The organism is Variovorax saccharolyticus, from assembly GCF_030316765.1.
GTDB lineage: Bacteria > Pseudomonadota > Gammaproteobacteria > Burkholderiales > Burkholderiaceae_C > Variovorax > Variovorax saccharolyticus.
The window spans coordinates 283,991-298,484 of the sequence record NZ_JASZYT010000010.1 but is presented as its reverse complement, the minus strand read 5'-3'; the positions used below and the strand labels follow the sequence as shown (position 1 = coordinate 298,484).

12 protein-coding genes are annotated in these 14,494 nt (G+C 68.1%); all 12 read left to right on the top strand.

The genetic code is table 11. The features are described 5' to 3' along the window. Positions 1–351 precede the first annotated feature (351 nt). The 12 genes from QTI45_RS27940 (at position 352) to QTI45_RS27885 (ending at position 14,481) form a co-directional block, all read left to right on the top strand. Positions 352–3,708, top strand: a complete 3,357-nt coding sequence (locus QTI45_RS27940) for an AAA family ATPase (RefSeq protein WP_286656654.1) — start codon at positions 352–354, stop codon at positions 3,706–3,708. A gap of 108 nt (positions 3,709–3,816) precedes the next feature. Then, complete coding sequence (locus QTI45_RS27935; RefSeq protein ID WP_286656653.1) at positions 3,817–4,773, top strand: sulfonate ABC transporter substrate-binding protein; 957 nt, start codon at positions 3,817–3,819, stop codon at positions 4,771–4,773. A gap of 16 nt (positions 4,774–4,789) precedes the next feature. Further along, entirely contained in the window at positions 4,790–5,050 is a 261-nt protein-coding gene (locus QTI45_RS27930) for a hypothetical protein (protein ID WP_286656652.1), read from the top strand. Between the two features lie 36 nt (positions 5,051–5,086). After that, the gene (locus QTI45_RS27925; protein ID WP_286656651.1) at positions 5,087–5,683 is read left to right on the top strand and encodes a malonic semialdehyde reductase; all 597 of its coding nucleotides are present in this window, start codon (positions 5,087–5,089) and stop codon (positions 5,681–5,683) included. 83 nt (positions 5,684–5,766) lie between these two features. Continuing rightward, the gene (locus QTI45_RS27920) at positions 5,767–6,540 is read left to right on the top strand and encodes an SDR family NAD(P)-dependent oxidoreductase (protein WP_286656650.1); all 774 of its coding nucleotides are present in this window, start codon (positions 5,767–5,769) and stop codon (positions 6,538–6,540) included. A 164-nt stretch (positions 6,541–6,704) separates the two neighbouring features. Next, positions 6,705–8,294 carry an ABC transporter substrate-binding protein gene (locus QTI45_RS27915; protein WP_286656649.1) on the top strand — a complete coding sequence of 530 codons (1,590 nt, stop codon included), beginning with the start codon at positions 6,705–6,707 and terminating at the stop codon, positions 8,292–8,294. Between the two features lie 37 nt (positions 8,295–8,331). Next, on the top strand, positions 8,332–9,297 hold the full coding sequence (locus tag QTI45_RS27910; protein ID WP_286656648.1) for an ABC transporter permease: 966 nt from the start codon (positions 8,332–8,334) through the stop codon (positions 9,295–9,297). Then, positions 9,297–10,163 carry an ABC transporter permease gene (locus QTI45_RS27905; protein WP_286656647.1) on the top strand — a complete coding sequence of 289 codons (867 nt, stop codon included), beginning with the start codon at positions 9,297–9,299 and terminating at the stop codon, positions 10,161–10,163. Before QTI45_RS27910 ends, QTI45_RS27905 begins: the two co-directional genes overlap by 1 nt. Then, entirely contained in the window at positions 10,163–11,167 is a 1,005-nt protein-coding gene (locus QTI45_RS27900) for an ABC transporter ATP-binding protein (RefSeq protein ID WP_286656646.1), read from the top strand. Before QTI45_RS27905 ends, QTI45_RS27900 begins: the two co-directional genes overlap by 1 nt. After that, the gene (locus QTI45_RS27895; RefSeq protein WP_286656645.1) at positions 11,164–12,195 is read left to right on the top strand and encodes an ABC transporter ATP-binding protein; all 1,032 of its coding nucleotides are present in this window, start codon (positions 11,164–11,166) and stop codon (positions 12,193–12,195) included. The genes QTI45_RS27900 and QTI45_RS27895 overlap by 4 nt, the downstream gene beginning before the upstream one ends. After that, positions 12,188–13,684, top strand: a complete 1,497-nt coding sequence (locus tag QTI45_RS27890) for a class I adenylate-forming enzyme family protein (protein WP_286656644.1) — start codon at positions 12,188–12,190, stop codon at positions 13,682–13,684. The genes QTI45_RS27895 and QTI45_RS27890 overlap by 8 nt, the downstream gene beginning before the upstream one ends. After that, complete coding sequence (locus QTI45_RS27885; protein ID WP_286656643.1) at positions 13,681–14,481, top strand: SDR family oxidoreductase; 801 nt, start codon at positions 13,681–13,683, stop codon at positions 14,479–14,481. The genes QTI45_RS27890 and QTI45_RS27885 overlap by 4 nt, the downstream gene beginning before the upstream one ends. Positions 14,482–14,494: the final 13 nt, after the last annotated feature.

The window sequence follows — 14,494 nt, the reverse complement described above, 5'->3', positions numbered from 1 at the left end:
TCCAGCTCAATTTCGTGAAACATTTTGCCTCGGGACACGAGATAAAGACCTTAAGTCCTTGTTTTCATTGAGAAAAAATGAACGAGCAAAAATACCGTGAAACAATCGATGTCCGCGGGCGGGCGAAGCGATTAATACCTGGACACTTCGTCGCCCTGGTGCGGCATGGGCGCCTTTGCGGACACCATGGGTCCGCAGTTGCCCGGGCATCGACAGGGCTGAACCCGTTCCGCCCCGCAGCCCGGACCTCAGCGCCTGCTTACAAGACGCGCTCAGTCCGCAGCAAGAATGATGTCCAGGCGGCGATCCATTGGTTCGCTGTCATCGAACGGATACGCAGGAGCTGGCTCGATGGACGACGTGGCGCAGTGGCTGCAGGGTCTGAGCCTCGGGGAATACGCGCAGGCGTTCGCCGAGCAGGGGGTCGAGTTCGACCTGCTCGGAGAACTGGGCGACGATGATCTGAAGGCGCTCGGCGTGGCCGCGCTCGGTCATCGCAAGCGGCTGCTGCGCGCCATTGCCACGCTGAGCAGCGGCGCCGGGCCATCGCCGCAGGCAGCCTCCGTGGAAGCGATGGCCGCGGCATCAACGTCGCCTCGCGATGCCGAGCGCCGGCACTTGACCGTGATGTTCTGCGACATGGTCGGTTCGACGGCGCTGTCGGCCCGGCTCGATCCCGAGGACCTGCAACAACTCATTCGCGGCTACCACGAGGAAGTGGCGATGGCGGTCGCGCCCTGCGAGGGCCATGTCGCGCAACTCCTCGGTGACGGCGCGCTCGTGTACTTCGGCTATCCGCAGGCGCACGAGGACGATGCGACGCGCGCCGTACGCTCGGCATTGAGCCTCGTCAAGGCGCTCGACGCAAGGCGGGCGCGGGGCGACATCGAGCTGCAGACCCGCATCGGAATCGCGACCGGACGGGTCGTCGTCGGCGCGATCGGCAAGGGCACTGCGGCGGCCGAACGTTCGGCCAGCGGCGAGACGCCCAATCTCGCGGCGCGCCTGCAGGCGCAGGCACGACCGGGCGAGATCGTGCTCGCCGACGAGACGCGCAAGCTCGTCGGCGATTCGTTCGTGCTGGAATCGCTGGGCCTTCTCGACCTCAAGGGCTTCGCCGAGCCGGTGAAGGCCTGGCGCGTGGCCGGAGAGCACCGGGTCGCGACGCGCTTCGAGGCGCAACACATGCACGGCCTGGTCGAGTTCATCGGCCGCGACAGCGAGCTCGCGCTGCTGCTCGAGCGCTGGGCACTGGCGCGAGATGGCGAAGGCCAGGTCGTGCTGCTGTCGGGAGAGGCCGGCATCGGCAAGTCGCGCATCTGCCAGGTCTTGCGCGAGCGGCTTGCCGGCGAATCGGTGGCCACGGTGTTGCTGCAGTGCTCGCCTTACTTCAGCAGCAGCGCGCTGTACCCGGTGGTGCAGCATCTGGAGCGCACGGCGGGCATGGCGCCGGCAGATCCGCCCGAGGACCGCGCGCGCAAGCTCGAACTGATGGCCGGCGCGCTGCCAGCGTCGTCCCTCGGTTGCTTGCTGCGGCTGGTGGGCTTGCCCGATGGCGGCCGCTCCTCGCCTGGCGGTGCCTCGCCGCAGGAGGAAAAGGCGCACACGCTCGAGGGGCTGATCGACCTGCTGCTGCGCTTGTCCAGGCAGCAGCCGGTGCTCTTCCTGGTCGAGGATGCGCACTGGATCGACCCGACCACCGAAGAGCTGATCGGGCAGGTCGCCGAGCGGATTCGCGACGCGCGCGTGCTGTTGGTGGTGACTTGCAGACCCGGGTACATCCCCTCATGGAGCGGCGCCAGCCAAGCGACCCGTCACAGCCTGAACCGGCTGTCCCGCAAGCAGAGCGCGGCGCTGGTGGGTGGGGTCACGGCGGGCAAGGCGCTCCCGGCGGAGGTGCTGGACCAGATCATCGGCAAGACGGACGGCATACCGCTGTTCATCGAAGAGTTGACCAAGACCGTGGTGCAGTCGGGCTTGCTGGAAGACACGCCGTCGGGCTACCGTCTGAGCGGCCCGCTGCCCCGGCTGGCGATTTCCGCCACCTTGCAGGACTCCCTGATGGCGCGCCTGGACCGACTCGCCGCGGCCAAGGAAGTCGCGCAGGTCGGCGCGGTGATTGGCCGCGAGTTCGGGCACCGCCTGGTGGTCGAGCTGCTCGGCGCCATGCCGCCGCCCAGGCTCGCCGCTGCGCTGGCCGAGCTGGTGCGCTCCGAACTGGTGTTCCGTCGCGGCACGCCGCCCGATGCGACGTACAGCTTCAAGCATGCGCTGGTGCGCGACACGGCCTACGACTGCATGCTCAGGAGCCAGCGCGTGCTGTGGCATCGACAGATCGCGGCGGCCCTCGAAAAGCCGGACCGCGCTGCCCCGGCGGCGCAGGCCGAGTTGCTGGCCTACCACCATCAGGAAGGCGGCAACGCCGCGGCGGCGCTGCGCCACTGGCAGGCGGCGGGCGATCAGGCGATGGCCCGCTCGGCCGTGCGCGAGGCGGTGACGCACTACCAGGCGGCGGTCGCACTGCTGGGCAGCGTGCAGGCTGTCGAACCCTGCGCCCAGGTCGAGCTTGGCTTGCGCATCCAACTCGGCAACGCGGTGTTCCAGACCGAAGGGTTCACCTCGTCTTGCGCGAAGGAGAACTACACGAGGGCCCGTGATCTCGCGGCGTCGCTGGACCGGCCCGATGAGCAGCTTCATGCCTGCGGCGGGATCGCCACGGGGCTGATCGCCGCCGGGCAATGCGGCGAGGCCATCGCGTTGCTGGAGCGATACGGGCCGGCTGAATTGATGCGGGTGAAGCCGATGGGCCGCGTCATTCGACTCGTGCTCATGGGCGTTCCGAGGATGTATCTCGGAGCGTTGGAACAGGCGAGCAGCGACCTGACCGAGGCCAGGCGCGAACTGGAGAGGGTGAGGCCCCAAGAGTGGCAAGCGCTGGCCGGCGCCGATCCGCTGGTCGCGATCCTGATGCACCTCGCCTCGAGCCTGGTGTTCCGAGGCCTCCTGTCATCGGCCCATGCTTGCGTGCACGAGGGACTCGCCATGGCGGAGCAGCGACAACATTCGAACAGTCGAGTCTGGGCGCTGCGCATGACGGGTGTGATGTCCGGCTTGAAGGGCGAATGGAAAGATGCAATCACGCACTTCACGCAGGCGATCGAGTTGGCGGAACGTCACGGCCTGAAGGCATTCGGTGTCGCGGCGAAGTCCGGGCTCGGTCTTGCCCTGGTCGCGACGGGACGGTTCGACGAGGGCACCCGACTGCTTCGCGAAGGCTATTCGGGATGGACAACGTTCGGCGGCAGATTCGCCAGCATCGTCTCCACTGCGCGTGCAGCTGAAGTCCTGCTCGACGCCGGACGAAGGGAGGAGGCCACCGAGTTCCTGTTGGCCGGCGAGAAGGCCTTGCAGGAAACCGTCGAGTGGTTCCAGGCCGCCCCGTTCCTCTCGCTGCGCGGACGCTTGGCAGAACTCGATGGCGACTTGGCGGGCGCCGAGACTGCGTATCGGCGAGCGAGCAAGGTCGCTGGGCAACAGGGAGCATTTCTGTATGCGCTGCGTGCGGCAACCGCACTGGCGCGACTCTGTCGGGCGCAAGGCCGGGCCGACGAGGCCGAGGCCGTGCTGCGACCGATCTATGGGCGGTTCACCGAAGGCTTCGACTATCCGGATCTGGTCCGCGCAAGCGCGCTGCTCCCAGGGATCTGATGGATCCGATGCGCATGCAACGCAAACCGAATCTGCAAACTCGATTTGCTTCGTTTGCAGGCAGGTCGTGCATCCGCAGAATCAGTCCGTCACTTCCATGCTCCATCCATGACCGAGATCGCACTGCCCCGCCGTCGGCTGCTCCAGGGCGCCGCCGCCGCCATCGCGTTGCCAGCCATCACCGCCTTCGGCCAGACGCCGGGGCGCCAGCTTCGCATCGGCAACCAGAAGGGCTACCTCAGTGTGCTCAAGGGGCGCGGCACGCTCGAGAAGCGGCTGGCGCCGCTCGGCGTATCGGTCAAGTGGACGGAGTTCACGGCCGGTCCGGTGCAGCTCGAAGCGCTGAACGTCGGCTCGATCGATTTCGGCGACGTCGGCGAGGCGCCGCCGATCTTCGCGCAGGCCGCCGGGGCGCCGCTGGCCTACGTGGCGGCGACGGTGCCGCGGCCGCAGGCCGAGGCGGTGATCGTGCCGAAGGCGTCGACGATCCAGTCGGTCAAGGACCTCAAGGGCAAGAAGATCGCGCTCAACAAGGGCAGCAACGTCCACTACTTCATCGTCAAGCTGTTCGAGAAGCACGGACTGCCGTACAGCGACCTGAACCTGGTCTACCTGCCGCCGGCCGATGCACGCGCCGCGTTCGAGAAGGGCTCGATCGACGCCTGGGTGATCTGGGACCCCTTCCTGGCCGCCGCCCAGACCAGCCTGGATGCCCGCCTGCTGGCAGACGCCACCGGCGTCGTGGGCAATCGCGCCTACTACTTCTCGTCGCTCGACTACGCGGGCAAGAACACCGACGTGACGAAGATCCTGGTCGAGGAGATCAATGCCATCGATCAGTGGGGCGCGGCGAACAAGGGCGAGCTGGCCACCGAGCTGGCGGCGCTCTGGGGCATCCCGAAGCCGGTGGTCGACGTGTCCATCGGCCGCTCGAACTTCGGCACCGGGCCGATCACCAAGGCGATCCTCGGCGAGCAGCAGCGGATCGCCGACACCTTTTTCGAGCTGAAGCTCATTCCGAAGAAGATCAACGTGCTCGAAGCCGCGCTCGCCGGCATTGCATGAACCCGAGGATCCGCTGATGACACTCAAGATCGAACTGTCGCCCGCCGAGCACTCGCGCCGGGTGATCGCGCAAACCGTCTCGGCCTGGAAGATCGCGCCTGCGTCGCCGCACGAGGTGGCGCGGCGAGCGCCGCATGGCCATGTGCCGATCCGGATGATGCGGCGCCTCCGGGCCGCCGCGCTGGCGTATGGCCGGCCGGCCCTCGGCGCCGAAACGGCGGCGAACGACACCCGGCTGGAGGACGCCTTGACGCAGGGGCTGCGATGGGCCATCTGACGGTCGACTTTTCCTGAACCACCCACCCACCCTGCGATGACCACTCTCCAAGCCGTTCCGGACGCCGCACTCGATCAGCTGTTTCGCAATGCCCGTACGGTGCATGCCTTCAAGCCGGTGCCCGTGACCGACCAGACCCTGCGCGCGCTCTACGACCTCGTGAAGTGGGGCCCGACGGCCTTCAATGCGCAGCCCGCACGATTCGTGTTCGTGCGCAGCGCCGAGGCGAAAGAACGCCTGCGGCCTGCGCTCTCGGCGGGCAACACCGCGCAGACGCTTGCCGCGGCGGTGACAGTGATCGTCGCCCACGACACGCGCTTCTACGAGCATCTGCCGCAGCAGTTCCCGGCCTATGACGCCAAGCCGATCTTCGAAGGCAACGCCGACGCGGCCCAGGCGACGGCTTTTCGCAACGGCAGCCTGCAGGGTGCGTACCTGGTCCTGGCGGCCCGGGCGCTGGGACTGGATGCCGGCCCGCAATCCGGCTTCAACGCCGAGCTCGTCGACAAGAGCTTCTTCCCGGACGGGCGCTGGCGCACCAATTTCCTCGTCAACCTGGGCGTTGCCGACCCCTCCGGCACCTTCCCGCGCGGGCCCCGGCTGCCCTTCGACGAGGTCGCGCAGATCCTCTGAGTGGGCCATCATGCTGCGGCTGGCATCCGGACTTTCATGAGGCATCCGGGCCGGCGCGCCATCCGATTCGAGAGGACCAGAACATGAGCCAAGAACTTCCCGAGGGCCGTGCGCCGGTGGCATGGATCGCCGGCGTCGGCGCCAGCGCCGGGCTCGGCGCGGCGCTGGCGCGCCGGTTCGCCAGCGGTGGCTACAGCGTGGCGCTGACCGGGCGCACGGCGCAGCAGCTGCAGGCGGTGGCTGCCGAGATCGAGTCGGCCGGCGGCCGGGCCCATGCATTCGCCGGCGACGTGGCGAGCGAAGCGGAGATCCACGGCATCGCGCAGCGCGTGAAGGCACTCGGCGCCCTGTCGATTGCGGTCTTCAATGCCGCCAGCGCGGTGCGCGCGCCGACGCTCGAGCTCACGGTCGAGCAGTTCACGCAGGCGTGGCGCACGAGTACCCTGGGCGGCTTCATCTTCGGGCGCGAAGCGCTGCAGCTGCTGCTGGCGAATGACCAGGACGCACGGGCGCCCGGCGGCCGTGGCAGCCTGCTTTTCACCGGAGCCACGGCGGCCTTGCGCGGCAAGCCGCCCTTCGCTGCGTTCGCGGCCGCCAAGGCGGGGCTGCGCTCGCTCAGCCAGAGTCTGGCGCGCGAGTTCGGACCGCAGGGCATTCATGTCGCCCACGTGGTGATCGACGGCGGCATCGATGGCGAGCGCCTGCGCAGCAATGCGCCGCAGCGAGTGGCCCAGGCTGGCGAAGACGGGCTCCTGAACCTGGACGCGATCGCCGAGAGCTACTGGCAACTGCATATGCAGCACCGCAGCGCCTGGACGCAGGAGATCGATCTGCGCCCGTTCAAGGAAGCCTTCTGAGCAGAGCCCCTGCCTGCGGTCGGGTGGCCAATCTTTGAGTCGCAAACCGAATAAGCAAGACGCTTCTTCTTCGTTGGGGAAGCGCGAGGGAAGTCCTAAGGTTGCGGTCTCGCTTCGATGACTCGCGTCATCTTTCCCGCACCACAAAACGACAACCCGATTCAATGCCGCTGCGCTCCGCACTCTCGATCACCACACTCGCCTTGACCTTCGCCTTCGCGGTCCAGGCAGCCCCGCAGGCAGGGGACACCCCCGTCAAGGGCGGGACGCTGACTGCCACCTGGGGTGGCTTCGAGCCGCAGGCGCTGTTCGTGCCCGCCGGCGGAGGCTCGAGCCCTCTTTTCACATCGACCAAGGTGCTCGAGCGGCTGTTGAGGCTCGAGGGCGATTTCAAGTTCACGCCCTTGCTGGCGGAGAGCGTTGCTGCCGCGCCCGATTTCAAGAGCTACACGGTGAAGCTCCGCAAGGGCGTCAAGTGGCACGATGGCAAGGACTTCACTTCGGCCGACGTGGCCTACAACGCTCTCGAATACTGGAAGCCGATCTCCGATGGCGTGTCACTCAGGTCGCTGAAGACGGTCGAGACCCCTGACGCGCTGACCGTGGTCTTCAGGCTCGATGCGCCGATTCCCGAGTTCACCTTCAAGAGCATCCTGGCGACCGACCTGGTGCTGCCCAAGCACCTCTACGCGGGCAAGGATATCATCACCAACCCGATCAACAACACCCCCGTGGGCACCGGCCCGTTCAAGTACAAGACCTGGGTGCGTGGCAGCCACGTCGAGCTGGTGCGCAACGAACAGTACTGGAACCCGGCGCAGCCTTACCTCGACAAGCTGATCATCCGCTGGTGGCGCGACCCGGCGTCGCGCGCAGCCGCCCTGGAGGCGGGGGAGCTCGACATCGCCACCTTCAACCCGGTCCCGGTGCCCGATCTGGCGCGCCTGACCAGCGGCGGCAAGTTCGCGGTCGACAAGCGGGGCTACCAGAACTCGGCCTGGGTCGCCACGATCGAGTTCAACCAGCGGCGGGAGATCGTCAACAAGCGGGAGGTTCGCCAGGCCCTGCTGCAGGCGATCGACAGCAAGTTCATCGCCAACACCATCTACTACAAGCAGGCGCGGCCGGGGAACGGCCCGTTCTCCAGCATCAACACGCTCTTCTACAACCCCGACCTGCCGCAGTACCCGTTCGACGTGGTGAAGGCAGGCAAGGCTCTGGACGCGGCGGGCTTCCCGGTCAAGGACGGATCGCGCTTCACGGTCAACCTGGTGGCGGCGGGCTGGTTCGAGGAGAACGTCAAGCTGGGCCAGTACGTCAAGCAGGCGCTGGAGGACGTGAAGGTCAAGGTCAACCTCAACGTGCTCGACCGGCCGACCTCGCTCAAGCGCATCTACGGCGACTACGACTACGACATCGCGCTGTCCAACAATGCCGGCGCCGCGGAGCCCGTGCCTTCGCTCACCCAGTTCTACACCACCGACGGCATCGTCAAGGGCGCGGCCTTCCGCAACGCCACCGGCTTCTCGCGGCCGGAAGTCGACAAGCTGGTGGCGCGCTTGTCGACCGAGACCGACGAAGGCAAACGCAAGGCCATCGCGCACGACTTCGCCCGCATCGTGAGCACCGAGGCGCCGATCCTGCCGCTGGTGGAGATCGAGCCCTATACGGTGGCCCGCAAGACCGTGCGCGACCATTCGAAATCGGCGAACTTCATGGGTGAAGGCTGGGGAGAGGTCTGGCTCGCACGCTGATCGGCCCGGCCGATCGGCGCGACCCTTGAGGTTGACCATGTTTCGCATGCTTTTGCGGCGCCTGCTGCAGCTGATCCCCTTGCTGCTCGGGGTGATCGTATTGAACTTCGCCCTCATCCAGGCCGCGCCCGGGAGCTTCCTCGATGTCATGACGGCCGAGCAGCAGGTGTCCGATCCGGCCATTGTCGAGCGGCTTCGCAGCACCTACGGCATGGACCAGCCGCCCCTCGTCCAGTTGTGGCGCTACCTCGTTTCGGTCGTGCACCTGGACCTCGGCTTCTCCTATCGCCAGAACGCGCCCGTGCTGGACATCATCATGGCGCAACTCCCCGCCACGCTGCTGCTGATGCTGTCGGCCATCAGCATCGCGGTGCTGGTGGGCAGCGCGGCGGGTGTGGTCGCCGCGGTCAAGGTCGGCTCCGGTTGGGACAGCCTGGTCAGTGCGCTGGCCGTGTTCTTCTTCGCTGCGCCCAGCTTCTGGCTCGGCATCATGCTGGTGGTGCTGTTCTCGGTGAAGCTCGGCTGGCTGCCGGTGGGCGGCATGCAGACGATCGGGCTGGACGGCGGGGTCTGGATTCAAGTCGTCGACCTGCTCAGGCACCTGGCGCTGCCGGCGCTCACGCTGGGCCTCTTCTACGCCGCCATCTACGCGCGGGTCATGCGCGCCTCGATGCTCGAAGTGGCGCGCATGGACTTCGTGCGCGCCGCCCGGGCCAAGGGACTGTCGGGCGCCCGGGTGGTGCTGGCGCACGTGCTGCGCAATGCCCTGCTCCCGGTGGTGACGCTGGTCGGCCTGCAGCTGGGCACGGCGCTCGGCGGCAGCGTCGTGATCGAGGCCGTGTTCAGCTGGCCCGGCATCGGCAGCCTGCTGTTCGACAGCGTGATGAGCCGCAACTACCCGGTCGTGCTGGGCGTGATGGTGCTCAGCGCACTGGTGGTGGCCGTCTGCAACCTGGCCGTCGACCTGGCCTATCTCAAGCTCGATCCGCGCGTGCGGCTGTGATGACCTCTGTCCTGAATTCCCCTGTTGCACGCAGGCAAGGCCTGCTGGGCCGCTTTGCCGGACACCGCGGTGCCTTGGCCGGTGCGCTGCTGCTGTTGCTCGTCATCGCGGGCGCCGCGCTCGCCGACGGTTTCTTTCCTCGAGACCCGATGCGCATCGTCGCCGCGCCCGAGCTGTGGCCGCTGCAGGAATCGCAGCACCTGCTGGGCTCCGATGCCATGGGGCGCGACATCGCCGCCATGATCGTGCACGGCGCCCGTGCCTCCTTGCTGATCGGCGCCTTCGCGGCGCTGACCGCGACCCTGATCGGCGTGACCGTCGGCGCACTGGCCGGCTACTGCGGCGGCTGGATCGATGAAATCGTGATGCGGGTGGCCGAGCTTTTCCAGACCATTCCCAACCTCATCTTCCTGCTCTGCATCGTGGCGATCCTCGGCCCGACGCTGACCCACATCACGCTGGCCATCGGCTTCGTCTCGTGGAACGGCATCGCGCGATTGACGCGGGCGGAGTTCCTGTCGCTTCGCGAGCGCGACTTCGTCAATGCCTGCCGCGCCAGCGGGATGAGCGACCTGCGGATCGTGCTGGGCGAGATCCTCCCGAATGCGCTGCCGCCGATCATCGTGCTGTCGTCGCTCACCGTGGCCAGCGCCATCCTGTTCGAGTCGGCGCTGTCCTTCCTCGGCCTGGGCGACCCCAACATCGCCAGCTGGGGCCGCATGATCGGCGACGGCCGCACGCTGATCCGCACATCGTGGTTCATCTGCGCGATCCCGGGCGCGGCCATCATGCTGACGGTGCTGGCGCTCAACCTCGTCGGCGACGGCTTGAACGACGCCCTCAACCCCAAGCTGGGACACCGCTGATGGCTGGTTCCGCCTTGCTCGAGGTCGAAGATCTCGACGTCGTTCTCCACACGCGCTCGGGCCGTGCGAAAGCCATCGACCGGATGTCGTTCTCGGTGTCGGCGGGCGAGACGCTGGCCATCGTCGGGGAGTCGGGATGCGGCAAATCGCTGACCGCGCTGTCGGTGCTGGGCCTGCTGCCGCAGCCGCAGGTGCAGATGGCCGGCGGCGCCATCCGCCTGCTTGGACGCGACCTGGCGCGCTTGTCCGAACGCGAGCTGCAGGACGTGCGCGGACGCGATGTCGCGATGATCTTCCAGGACCCGATGAGCTCGCTCAACCCGGTACGCACCGTGGGCGCACAGCTGGTCGAGATGCTGCAGGCGCATGAGCGGATCGGCAATGCAGCCGCCTGGCAGCGGGCGCAGCGGCTGCTGGAGCAGGTCAGCATCCCGAACGCACAGGCCCGCCTGCACGAGTATCCGCATCGCTTGTCGGGCGGCATGTGCCAGCGCGTGATGATCGCCATGGCCATCGCCTGCCAGCCCCGGCTGCTGATCGCCGACGAACCGACCACCGCACTGGACGTGACGATCCAGGCGCAGATCCTGGCGCTCCTGGCGCAGATCCAGCGGGAATCGGGCATGGGCCTGGTGATCATCACGCATGACCTGGGCGTGGTGGCCGAAGTGGCCGACCGCGTGCTGGTCATGTATGCCGGACGCAAGGTGGAAGAGGCGCCGGTGCAGCTGCTGTTCGACGCACCGCAGCATCCGTACACGCGCGGCCTGCTGGCCGCTACGCCTTCGCCGCTGCGCCCGCGCGGCAGCCGGCTGGCGGACATCCCCGGCATGGTGGCGGACCTGTCGGCATTGCCGACCGGCTGCGCCTTCGCCGACCGCTGTCCGCGCGCCTTCGATCGCTGCCTGAACGAACGTCCGTCGCTGGTGCAGGTCGGGGCAGGTCAGCAGGCCGCCTGTTTTGCGGTCGATGCGGCCGAAGAAATCGAATGGAGTCCTGCATGAGCTTGTTGTCGGTGCGCGAGCTGCGCGTCAGCTATCCAACGCCGGGCGGCGTCGTGCAGGCGGTTCGCGGCGTCAGTCTGGACATCGCGGCCGGGGAGACGGTGGGACTGGTGGGCGAGTCCGGCTGCGGCAAGTCGACGCTGGGCAAGGCCATCATGCGACTGACGCCGACGGCCTCGGGGCAGGTCTGGCTCGACGGCCACGACGTGACGCGGCTGCCCACGCGGCGGATGCGGCCCCTGCGGTCGCTGATGCAGATGGTGTTCCAGGATCCGCATGGTTCCCTGAACCCGCGGCACCGTGTCGGCAAGATCATCGGCCAGCCGATGTCGGTGGCGGGTCGTCCCCGGCGCGAGATCGATGCCCGCGTGCAGCAGCTGCTCGCGAAGGTCGGCCTGCCGCCCGGTGCCGCCGCGCGCTTCCCGCACGAGTTCTCCGGAGGGCAGCGGCAGCGCATCGGCATCGCGCGCGCCCTGGCGCTGCAGCCCAAGTTGCTGATCTGCGACGAGCCCGTGTCTGCGCTCGACGTCTCGGTACGCGCGCAGATCATCAACCTGCTGCAGGACCTGCAGGGCGAGCTGGGTGTGTCCTATCTGTTCATCTCGCACGACCTGGCGGTGGTGCGTCACGTCTGCGACCGGCTGCTGGTCATGTATCTGGGCCAGGTCGTCGAGAGCGGCCCCACGGAAGCCATCTGGGAGCGGCCTTCGCACCCGTACACGCGGCTGCTGCTGGCGGCTTCGCCGGTGGCCGACCCCCGGCTCCGCCAGGCGCGCCCCGAGGCGCTGCTGCGCGGCGAACTGCCCAATCCACTGGCGCCGCCTTCGGGCTGCGCCTTTCGCACGCGCTGCGCGCATGCGACGGCCCGCTGCGCCAGCGAGACGCCCGGGTTGCGCGAGCTGTCCGATGGCCGCCACCTGGCCTGTCACTTCGATCTGCCGCCGCTGGCGGCGCCGCCTGTTCCGGCGAACGTCATTCCTTTTCAGCCAACCCCTTCAGTCCATGCCACAGCCTACAAATTTGGGTGACCTGATCGATCGCACCCGCGACCTGGACCGCATCGCGGTCATCGACCTTCGGCAAGCCGGCAATGCCCGCATCCACAGCCATCGCGACATCGACCGCCTGGCAGGCGGCGTGGCGCGGCTCCTCGTGTCGCGCGGCCTGCCGCGCGGCGCGCGGGTGGCGATCGCCTCGCTCAACCGGGCCGAGTACATCGCCGCCTACTTCGGCATCATGCGAGCCGGCCTGGTGGCGGTGCCGGTCAACACCAAGCTCCCGCGCGACACGATCGACTACATCGCCGCCGATTCCGAGATCCGCATCGCCTTCGTCGACGGTCCGCGGCGCGGCAGCTTCGCCGCACCCATCGAGCAGATCGACTTCGACGACGAGGGCCCTTCGGGCTTCGACGCCCAGGTGCAGCCGACCGAGTTCGACAGCGTGCTGCCGGGTCCGGGCGAGCTCGCGCAGGTTCTCTATACCTCGGGCTCGACCGGGCGGCCCAAGGGCGTGCCGCTGAGCCATGCCGGCCAGCTCTGGGCCCTGCAGGCGCGCGGCCTGGTGCCGGGCGCCGAGAACGAGCGCCAGGTCGTGGCGCAGCCGCTGTTCCACATGAACGGACTGATGGTCACCAAGGGAGTCTTCCTCAACGGTGCCTCGCTGGTGTTGCTGCCGTCGTTCGACGCCACGGCCTACACCGAGGCGCTGGCGCAGTGGGAGGTCACCAGCGTGATGGCGGTGCCGACGATGTTCGCGCGTGTCGTGAAGGTGCTCGCGCAGCGGCCCGACCTGGACCTCGGAAAGCTCAAGCGCATCGGCCTCGGGTCCGCGCCCATGACCTATTCGCTGATCGAGCGCATCGGCCGGGCGATTCCGAGTGCGCAGGTGGGCAATGGCTATGGCACGACCGAGGCCGGCCCGGCGGTCTTCGCGCCGCCTGCCGACGGCCGGCCGATTCCGCCGCTGGCGCTCGGCTTCCCGATCCCCGGCTGCGAGGTCAGGCTGGCGGGTGGTCCGAGCGACGACGAGGGTGTGCTGTGGATGCGCAACCCGGCCGTGTCGACCGGCTACCTCAACCTGCCGGCCAAGAGTGCCGAGGTGTTCCAGGACGGCTGGTACATCAGCGGCGACGTGATGCGGCGCGATGCGCAGGGCTTCTACTACTTCGTGGGCCGTGCCGACGACATGTTCGTCTGTTCCGGGGAGAACATCTACCCCGGCGAGATCGAGAAGCTGCTGGAGCAGCACCCCCAGGTGCAGCATGCGGCCGTGGTGCCGCTGCCGGATGAAGAGCGCAGCGCGGTTCCGGTGGCCTTCATCGTCCTCGCGGCGGCTTCGACGGCGACGGTCGACGAGCTCAAGGCGTTCACCATCGAACGCGGCCCGGCCTACCAGCATCCGCGCCGCATCTCGTTTCGAAGCGAGCTGCCCTGGGCGGGCACGAACAAGATCGATCGTGCCGCCTTGCTGCGCGAAGCCCGCGCGCTCGAAGCCGCGCAGGAGTGGTCGCGATGAGCGACATCGATCCGCGCAGCGACACGCACGGCTCGCCGCAAGACCTGGCAGGCAAGGTGGCCTTGGTGACCGGCGCCAGCCGTGGCATCGGGCGCGCGATCGCCTTGAAGCTCGCGCAGCGCGGTGCCTTCGTGGCCGTGCACTACAACCAGGCGGCCGAGGCAGCCGAGGCGGTGGTCGGGCAGATCGAGGCGTTGCGCGGCCGGGGCGTGGCGATTGCCGCCGACCTGCAGGCCGCGAGCGGACCGGAACAGCTGTTCGCTGCGCTCGATCCGGCGTTGCAGGCGCGCTTGGGCCACCATCGGCTCGACATCCTCGTCAACAACGCCGGCGTGGGCGTGCGCGCTGCCATCGAGGACACCTCGCCGGCCGACCTCGACCGCATCCTGCAGGTGAATTTCAAGGCGCCGTTCTTCATCATCCAGCGCGCGTTGCAGAGGCTGCGAGACGGGGGGCGGATCATCAACGTGTCGTCGATGGGAACCCGCGCCGCCTATCCGCTGATGGCCGCCTATGCGCCGAGCAAGGCGGCGCTCGAGGCGCTGACGCTGCTGCTCGCGGAGCAGCTCGGGCCGCGCGGGATCACGGTCAACGCCGTGCTGCCGGGCGCGACCGCCACCGACATGAACCCCGCCGCAAGCAACCCGGTCACGGCACAGGCCATCGCGGCCACCACGGCGCTGCGCCGCGTCGGGCAGCCCGACGACATTGCCGACCTCGTGGCTTTCCTGGCCTCCGACGCCGCGCGCTGGGTGACTGCCCAGCGCATCGATGCGAGCGGCGGCCAGCGCCTTTGACATTCAACAGGAG

Bases quoted from the DNA above. Each gene is read 5' to 3' on its own strand.
- QTI45_RS27940 (WP_286656654.1), top strand. From the start codon at position 352: ATGGACGACGTGGCGCAGTGGCTGCAGGGTCTGAGCCTCGGGGAATAC.
- QTI45_RS27935 (WP_286656653.1), top strand. From the start codon at position 3,817: ATGACCGAGATCGCACTGCCCCGCCGTCGGCTGCTCCAGGGCGCCGCC.
- QTI45_RS27930 (WP_286656652.1), top strand. From the start codon at position 4,790: ATGACACTCAAGATCGAACTGTCGCCCGCCGAGCACTCGCGCCGGGTG.
- QTI45_RS27925 (WP_286656651.1), top strand. From the start codon at position 5,087: ATGACCACTCTCCAAGCCGTTCCGGACGCCGCACTCGATCAGCTGTTT.
- QTI45_RS27920 (WP_286656650.1), top strand. From the start codon at position 5,767: ATGAGCCAAGAACTTCCCGAGGGCCGTGCGCCGGTGGCATGGATCGCC.
- QTI45_RS27915 (WP_286656649.1), top strand. From the start codon at position 6,705: ATGCCGCTGCGCTCCGCACTCTCGATCACCACACTCGCCTTGACCTTC.
- QTI45_RS27910 (WP_286656648.1), top strand. From the start codon at position 8,332: ATGTTTCGCATGCTTTTGCGGCGCCTGCTGCAGCTGATCCCCTTGCTG.
- QTI45_RS27905 (WP_286656647.1), top strand. From the start codon at position 9,297: ATGACCTCTGTCCTGAATTCCCCTGTTGCACGCAGGCAAGGCCTGCTG.
- QTI45_RS27900 (WP_286656646.1), top strand. From the start codon at position 10,163: ATGGCTGGTTCCGCCTTGCTCGAGGTCGAAGATCTCGACGTCGTTCTC.
- QTI45_RS27895 (WP_286656645.1), top strand. From the start codon at position 11,164: ATGAGCTTGTTGTCGGTGCGCGAGCTGCGCGTCAGCTATCCAACGCCG.
- QTI45_RS27885 (WP_286656643.1), top strand. From the start codon at position 13,681: ATGAGCGACATCGATCCGCGCAGCGACACGCACGGCTCGCCGCAAGAC.